Here is a 7,859-nt window from a genome sequence, read left to right as displayed (position 1 = left end):
CATCAATTTAGGCATCGCGAAACAACCAAGGCTGGCTCGCCCGGTGCTTGGCTTCAAACGCGGCAATCGCATCACCGTCCTGCAAGGTCAGGCCGATATCGTCCAGGCCGTTGATCAGGCAGTGCTTACGGAAGGCGTCGACTTCAAAGTGATACACCTTGCCATCCGGGCGGGTCACGGTTTGCGCGGCCAGGTCGATGGTCAGTTGATAACCCACATCGGCTTCCACCGCCTTGAACAGCTCATCCACTTCGGCATCGCTCAAGATGATCGGCAACAGGCCGTTCTTGAAGCTGTTGTTGAAGAAGATGTCGGCATAGCTCGGCGCGATGATGCTGCGAAAGCCATATTCTTCCAGGGCCCACGGTGCGTGCTCGCGGCTGGAGCCGCAGCCGAAGTTCTCGCGGGCCAGCAGCACGCTGGCGCCTTGGTAACGCTCGGCGTTGAGCACGAAATCCTTGTTCAGCGGGCGCTTGGAGTTGTCCTGGTAGGCGTAGCCCACGTCCAGGTAGCGCCACTCGTCGAACAGGTTAGGGCCAAAACCGGTGCGCTTGATCGACTTCAAGAACTGCTTGGGGATGATCTGGTCGGTGTCGACGTTGGCACGGTCCAGCGGCGCGACAAGACCTGTGTGTTGGGTAAAAGCTCTCATCGGGTACTCCTCAGATCAATTCGCGAACGTCGATGAAACGACCGTTGACGGCAGCGGCGGCGGCCATGGCCGGGCTGACCAGGTGGGTACGCCCACCGGCGCCCTGACGCCCTTCGAAGTTACGGTTGGAGGTGGACGCGCAATGCTCGCCTGACTCCAAGCGGTCCGGGTTCATCGCCAGGCACATCGAGCAGCCCGGCTCACGCCATTCAAAACCGGCCTCGAGGAAAATCTTGTCGAGGCCTTCGGCTTCGGCTTGCGCTTTGACCAGGCCCGAACCGGGCACCACGATGGCTTGCTTGATGGTCGAGGCGACCTTGCGGCCCTTGGCGATCACCGCCGCGGCGCGCAGGTCTTCGATCCGCGAGTTGGTGCAGGAACCGATAAACACGCGGTCCAACTGGATGTCGGTGATTGCCTGGTTGGCCTGCAAGCCCATGTATTTCAAGGCGCGCTCGATGGAGCCGCGTTTGACCAGGTCGGTTTCCTTGGCCGGGTCCGGCACGTTCTGGTCGACAGCCAAGACCATTTCCGGGGACGTGCCCCAGCTGACTTGCGGCTTGATCTGCGCGGCGTCGAGCTCAACCACGGTGTCGAACACCGCGTCGGCGTCGGACACCAGGTCTTTCCAGGCCTCTACCGCGGCGTCCCAATCGGCGCCTGCCGGTGCAAAAGGACGACCTTTGACGTATTCAACGGTTTTTTCATCCGCCGCGACCATGCCCACACGCGCACCGGCTTCAATGGACATATTGCAGATGGTCATGCGGCCTTCGATGGACAGGTCGCGAATCGCGCTGCCGGCAAACTCGATGGCATGCCCGTTACCGCCGGCGGTGCCGATCTTGCCGATCACTGCGAGCACGATGTCCTTGGCGGTCACGCCGAACGGCAACTTGCCTTCGACCTTGACCAACATATTCTTCATCTTTTTGGCGACCAGACACTGGGTGGCGAACACATGTTCCACCTCGGAAGTACCGATGCCGTGGGCCAGCGCGCCGAATGCGCCGTGGGTGGAGGTGTGGGAGTCGCCGCAGACCACGGTCATGCCGGGCAAGGTGGCGCCCTGCTCCGGGCCGATCACGTGGACGATGCCCTGACGCACGTCATTCATCTTGAATTCGGTGATGCCATATTCGTCGCAGTAGTCGTCGAGGGTCTGCACCTGAAGGCGCGACACGGTGTCGACGATAGCGTCGATGCCGCCCTTGCGTTCCGGGGTGGTCGGTACGTTGTGGTCCGGGGTGGCGATGATCGAGTCGACGCGCCAAGGCTTGCGCCCGGCCAGTCGCAGGCCTTCGAACGCTTGAGGCGAGGTGACTTCATGGATGATGTGACGGTCGATATAGATCAGCGACGAGCCATCGTCGCGCCGTTTCACTTCATGGGAATCCCAAAGCTTGTCGTAAAGCGTTTTGCCGGCCATCAGTCGGTCCTCATCAGCGGTGTTTCTCTATGCCGGGCTTTTCAATAACCCTTTGGCTTGTGAGGCTGATGGTATGGCGCTAGATTAAATAACTCAAATTCATATTTTTTATGCTTTGGATTACCAACTGGAATACAACCATGGATCTGTCCAACCTGAATGCCTTTATTGCCATCGCCGAGACGGGCAGCTTCTCCGGCGCGGGTGAACGCCTGCACCTGACCCAGCCGGCCATCAGCAAACGCATCGCCGGCCTCGAGCAGCAATTAAAGGTGCGTTTGTTCGACCGCCTGGGTCGCGAAGTCGGTTTGACCGAAGCCGGCCGGGCCCTGCTGCCCCGCGCCTATCAGATTCTGAATGTGCTCGACGACACCCGCCGCGCCCTGACCAACCTCACCGGCGAAGTCAGCGGCCGCCTGACCTTGGCCACCAGCCACCATATCGGCCTGCACCGTCTGCCGCCGGTGCTGCGCACGTTTACCCGGGAATACCCGAACGTGGCGCTGGATATTCAGTTCCTGGATTCGGAAGTGGCCTACGAAGAAATCCTCCATGGTCGCGCTGAAGTAGCCGTGATCACCTTGGCGCCCGACCCACATAATCTGGTGCGGGCAACGCCGGTCTGGGACGACCCGCTGGATTTCGTGGTGGCGCCGGAGCACAGCCTGACGACCAACGGTACGGTCAACCTGGCCGATATTGCCCGGCACCCGGCGGTTTTCCCGGGGGGTAATACCTTCACACACCATATTGTCAGCCGTCTGTTCGAGGCCCAGGGCCTGACGCCGAACATCGCGATGAGCACTAACTACCTGGAAACTATCAAGATGATGGTGTCGATCGGCCTGGCCTGGAGCGTGTTGCCGCGCACCATGCTCGACGATCAGGTGGCAAGTATCGCTTTGCCGGGCATACAACTCAGTCGCCAGCTAGGCTATATCGTGCACACCGAAAGGACGCTGTCGAATGCTGCGCGGGCTTTCATGAGCCTATTGGATGCACAAGTCGATCTGCCAGGGATTCCGGCATGAAGCTGTGCGGCCTCAAGGTTTGATTAAAACCGCGCCGAACGCCCATTGAGCGAAGGCCCTTTGATAATGCGCAACCCCGTCGATTCCGTGCCACCCCTGCCGCGTATCTACGCCCTTGACCCTCAAGAGGCGGAGCAGAGCTGGGAGAGCGCCCCGCAGTTGCTGGCAGCCTTGAATGCTGCCCGGCTGGGCGCATGGTGCTGGGAAATCGACAGCGGCAGAATCAGTTGGTCACGCGGCACCCAGGCGCTGTTCGGCTTCGACCCGCGCCAACCGCTGCCCAAGGACCTTGACTACCTTGACCTGCTCGCGCCGCAGGATCGCGCGCGGGTGGTGCGGGCTTTTCATGCGGTGCTGGCGGGCGAACCGTTCGAGCAGGCCATGCACCACCATATCCAATGGCCGGACGGCAGCCATCACTGGCTGGAGATCAACGGCAGCCTGGCGCCGGACAAGGCCGGGCGGCGCCGCATGATCGGGGTGATCCGCGAGACCACCCGCCAGCGCGAGCGCGAGCACGCCCTCAGCCACTCCGAAAAACGCTTCGCCACGCTGTTTCATCTGTGCCCGAACATGGTGTTACTCACCCGTCAGTCCGACGGCCTGATCAGCGAAGCCAACCAGTATTTCGAGAAGCTCTTCGGCTGGCCGCTGGCCGATGCTATCGGCCGCACCACTCTGGACCTGGGCCTGTGGCGCCACCCGGAGCAACGCGCGCAATTGGTCAAGGCCACCCAGCGCAAGGGCCAGCCGATCACCATGGAGGTGCAGTTCTGCGCCAGCAACGGCCAGATTCACGACGGTACGCTCAGCGCGCAAAAGGTCGAGCTGGACGGCCAGGCGTATTTACTCAGCACCTTCCTCGACACTACCGAACGCAAAAACGCCGAGCAGGCCCTCAAGGACAGCCAGGAGCGCCTCGACCTGGCCCTGGACTCCGCACAACTGGGCACTTGGGACTGGCACATCCCCAGCGGCATGCTTTACGGCTCGGCCCGCGCCGCCCAATTGCATGGCCTGCCGCCCGAGCCCTTCCACGAGTCCTTCGAGGCGTTTTTCGAGGGCATGCCCGATGAAGAGCGCGAAAACATGCGCAACGCCTATCGCACCCTGCGCGAAGGCCCGGCCGGCAATTACCAGCTGACCTACCGCGTACAAATCGAGGACGGCAGCTCGCGCTACCTGGAAAGCCGCGCGCGCCTCTACCGCGACGACGTGGGCGCGCCGATACGCATGGCCGGCACCCTGCTGGACATCACCGACCAGGTCGAGCGCGAACAACGCCTGACCGCCTCCGAAGAAAAATTCGCCAGCCTGTTCCAGGCCAGCCCAGACCCCATCTGCGTCACCGGCCTGGACAGTGGCGCGTTTATCGAGATCAACCCGGCCTTCACCCTGACCTTTGGCTGGACGGCAGCCGAAATCATCGACAAGAGTGCCGAGCAGATCGGCCTGTGGGACGAGTCGAGCAAACGCCTGCAGCGGATTGAGCGGGTGATTCGCGAGCAGGCGCTGAGCAATGTGGCCATCGTGGTGCACCACAAGGACGGCCGAGCGTTGACCTGCGTGATTTCCAGCCGGCTGATCAAGGTCGGCGACTTGCCGTGCATCGTCACCACCCTGCGCGACATCACCCAGCAGCAGCGCTCCGAGGCTGCCTTGAAGGCCAGCGAAGAGAAATTCGCCAAAGCCTTCCATTCCAGCCCCGATGCGATTTCGATCACCGAGCGTGACACCGGCCGTTATGTCGAGGTTAACGACGGTTTCTGCCGCCTCACCGGCTACCGGGCCGAAGAGGCGATCGGCCTCACGCTGTACCAGATCGGCATCTGGGCCGATGAAAACCAGCGCTCGGCGCTGCTGGCGGAACTGCAGATCAAAGGGCGCATCCATCACCTGGAAATGCTCTGGCACAACAAGCGCGGGGATGTGCTGGCGGTGGAAGTCTCGGTCGAGCCGATCACGCTCAACGAAACCCCGTGCCTGCTGCTGACCGCGCGGGATGTGAGCCTGCTGAAGAATGCCCAGGCGCAGATCCGCCACCTGGCTTACCACGACCCACTGACCAACCTGCCCAACCGCGCACTGCTAATGGACCGGCTGAGCCAGCAGATCGCCCTGCTCAAGCGCCACAACCTGCGCGGCGCGCTGCTGTTTCTCGACCTCGACCACTTCAAGCACATCAACGACTCCCTCGGCCACCCGGTGGGTGACACCGTGCTGAAAATCGTCACCGCGCGCCTGGAAGCCAGTGTGCGCATGGAGGATACGGTCGCGCGCCTGGGCGGCGACGAATTCGTGGTGCTGCTCAGCGGCCTGGAGGGCACGCGCACGGAGGTCAGCGCCCAGGTGCAGGAGCTGGCCGACACCTTGCGCGAACTGCTGTCGGAGCCGATGTTCCTGGATGGCCACCGCCTGCAGGTCACGCCGAGCATTGGCGTGGCGCTGATTCCCGACCACGGCTCGACCCCGGCCGACCTGCTCAAGCGTGCCGACATCGCCCTCTACCGCGCCAAGGATTCAGGGCGCAACGCCACCCAGATGTTCCACAACAGCATGCAAAAAACTGCCAGCGAGCGGCTGCGCATGGAAACCGACTTGCGCCTGGCTTTGTCCCGCGGCGAGTTCAGCGTGAACTACCAGCCCCAAGTGGATGCACGCGGCAACCGCATTGTCGGTGCCGAAGCCCTGGTGCGCTGGCAGCACCCGCAGCTCGGCGCGCAATCGCCGACGGAATTTATCAAGGTGCTGGAAGACAGCGGGCTGATCCTGGAAGTGGGCACCTGGATCCTCGACGAAGCTTGCGCAACTTTCGCTAAACTGATCGCTGAAGGCTTGGTGGACCCACTGAATTTCAGCCTGTGCGTCAACATCAGCCCCCGCCAGTTTCGCCAGAACGACTTTGTCGAACGGGTCGAGCGCAGCCTGCGCACCCATCAACTGCCGTTTACCCTGTTGAAGCTGGAGATTACCGAAGGCATCGTGATTCAAAACCTGGACGACACCATCAGCAAAATGCGCCGCTTGAAAAAGCTCGGCATCAGTTTCGCCATGGATGACTTCGGCACCGGTTATTCGTCACTGACCTACCTCAAGCGCCTGCCGGTGGATGCGCTGAAAATCGATCAGTCGTTTGTGCGTGACGCGACCCATGACCCGAACGACGCAGAAATCATCCGCGCGATTGTGGCAATGGCGCGCAGTTTGAACCTGGAGGTGATTGCCGAAGGCGTGGAGACCCTCGAGCAATTGGCCTTTTTGCAGGGACTTGGCTGCCATTTGTACCAGGGTTACCTGCACAGTCGCCCGTTGCCGGTGGAGGGTTTCAGGCGACTGCTGTTGTAGCGCTCTACACCAGTTTGATCGCCTGAAAATCGGGGTTATTCCAGTCCGTTCCCGCTAGCTTCGACTTGAAGCCATACCAGTCCAGGTTGCCATTCACCACGGCAACGGAGTGCCCCGAGCCTGCCAGGGTACCCAGCGCACCGTCGGCCAATTCCTGGGCGGTACTCGGTCGCGTATAGGCGTACAGCCCCAAGCGCCGAAAGGCTTCGCCGGGGAACTCGCCATCATTGAGGGTCTCCATTGCTGTCTCAAAACTTTCTGCGGCGCGGAAATCGTGATTTTCATGCATCGCCCGCTTGGCACTCACCGCATACAGGAAGTTGGCGTCCCTGAGCAGGTCTTTGTCATGGCCCCTCAGGTTTGAACCTTGCTCGGCCTTTTTCAGCTCATCAAAAGTCAAACGCAGTGAGTAACCGTCGCGCATGGTGACGTGATAACCGTTGGCGGTGGCCGTGATGTTCTTATAAATAGCGGTCGGGCTCTGGCCGAATTTCATCATCGCGGCCTTCATCGCCGAAACCGTCACGCAATTGCCCTCGACCCCCTGATAAAAGCCGCCCCAGATATCACCCGGCTTGACGCCTACCGGCACGTTGGAAACGCTGACGCTACCGCGCTCGATCGAACGGTCATCAGCGACTGCGTCATCCCCAGTCAGCATGTAACCGTAAGTGCGTGCGACCGGTTGTTGTTGCTGGTAATTGTGCCGGGTCCCTTCCAGCACCAGCGCCGACGCGAAGTTTTGCGTGTCGACCACGCCGACCGCGCCCCTGCCGCGCATCTGATCGCTGGCGACATACTGCATAAAGCCAATCATGCCCATGCCCTTCAAGACGCGTTGGGCCGTTTCGCCTTCCAGTGTCTTCGCCAGGGCCGATTCAAAGCTGCGGCCAGGCACTTCCAACTGTTTGCGTTTAACAAACACCGCAAAGATAAAGTTGGCGTCATTTATCACCCCCTGATCATTGCCGGCGAACCGTGTGGCACTGGCGGCGAGCTGCAGCTCATGCTGCGCAAGGTGGACCTCCAAGCCGTCCTTCATCATCACGTTGTACCCATCTGCCACTGGCTTAACCTGAGCAAATACGTGCGCTGGGCTCTGACCAAACCTGAGCATCATCATCTTGATCACCGCGGCATGGGTGCTGACATCAAACAACTCACCAAACCGACGCTCCGTGGCGTTAAATGCATGAAGGATATCCCTGGGCTTTTCAGCACTCATGTGTGCAGGTGAATTCGCGAAAAATGCGGCGGATGTGCCCTGCGGGTAATGCGCACAGTGTGTGTTCTTTACAGGCACAGACATGCCTGAAACTGAGGTCATCATCTCGTGTTCCTTCGGGATTAAATGAATAACGGATTATTTATGAACAACTAACGAGCCGATTGAGCGGCCGGC

Annotated in this window: 5 protein-coding genes; 2 read left to right on the top strand and 3 right to left on the bottom strand. The window is 60.8% G+C overall.

The genetic code is table 11. The features are described 5' to 3' along the window. Window positions 1–7 precede the first annotated feature (7 nt). Window positions 8–652: a 3-isopropylmalate dehydratase small subunit gene (gene leuD / locus WBR57_RS23835; RefSeq protein WP_424087215.1), complete on the bottom strand. Its 645-nt coding sequence runs from the start codon at window positions 650–652 to the stop codon at window positions 8–10. 10 nt (window positions 653–662) lie between these two features. Further along, window positions 663–2,081 carry a 3-isopropylmalate dehydratase large subunit gene (gene leuC, locus WBR57_RS23830; RefSeq protein ID WP_122673451.1) on the bottom strand — a complete coding sequence of 473 codons (1,419 nt, stop codon included), beginning with the start codon at window positions 2,079–2,081 and terminating at the stop codon, window positions 663–665. Between the two features lie 140 nt (window positions 2,082–2,221). On the opposite strand from leuC, the gene WBR57_RS23825 reads away from it, so the two are divergent. Both WBR57_RS23825 and WBR57_RS23820 read left to right on the top strand, forming a co-directional pair. Then, window positions 2,222–3,112, top strand: a complete 891-nt coding sequence (locus tag WBR57_RS23825) for a LysR family transcriptional regulator (protein WP_424087213.1) — start codon at window positions 2,222–2,224, stop codon at window positions 3,110–3,112. 66 nt (window positions 3,113–3,178) lie between these two features. Next, complete coding sequence (locus WBR57_RS23820; protein ID WP_424087212.1) at window positions 3,179–6,457, top strand: EAL domain-containing protein; 3,279 nt, start codon at window positions 3,179–3,181, stop codon at window positions 6,455–6,457. Window positions 6,458–6,461: 4 nt separating this feature from the next. Here the strand turns inward: WBR57_RS23820 and WBR57_RS23815 are convergent, their stop codons facing one another. Then, window positions 6,462–7,787: a hypothetical protein gene (locus WBR57_RS23815; RefSeq protein ID WP_424087210.1), complete on the bottom strand. Its 1,326-nt coding sequence runs from the start codon at window positions 7,785–7,787 to the stop codon at window positions 6,462–6,464. Window positions 7,788–7,859 lie beyond the last annotated feature (72 nt).

This window comes from Pseudomonas sp. (genome assembly GCF_049590575.1).
Lineage (GTDB): Bacteria > Pseudomonadota > Gammaproteobacteria > Pseudomonadales > Pseudomonadaceae > Aquipseudomonas.
The sequence above is the reverse complement of the archived record's forward strand: the minus strand, read 5'-3'. Positions and strand labels throughout refer to the sequence as shown.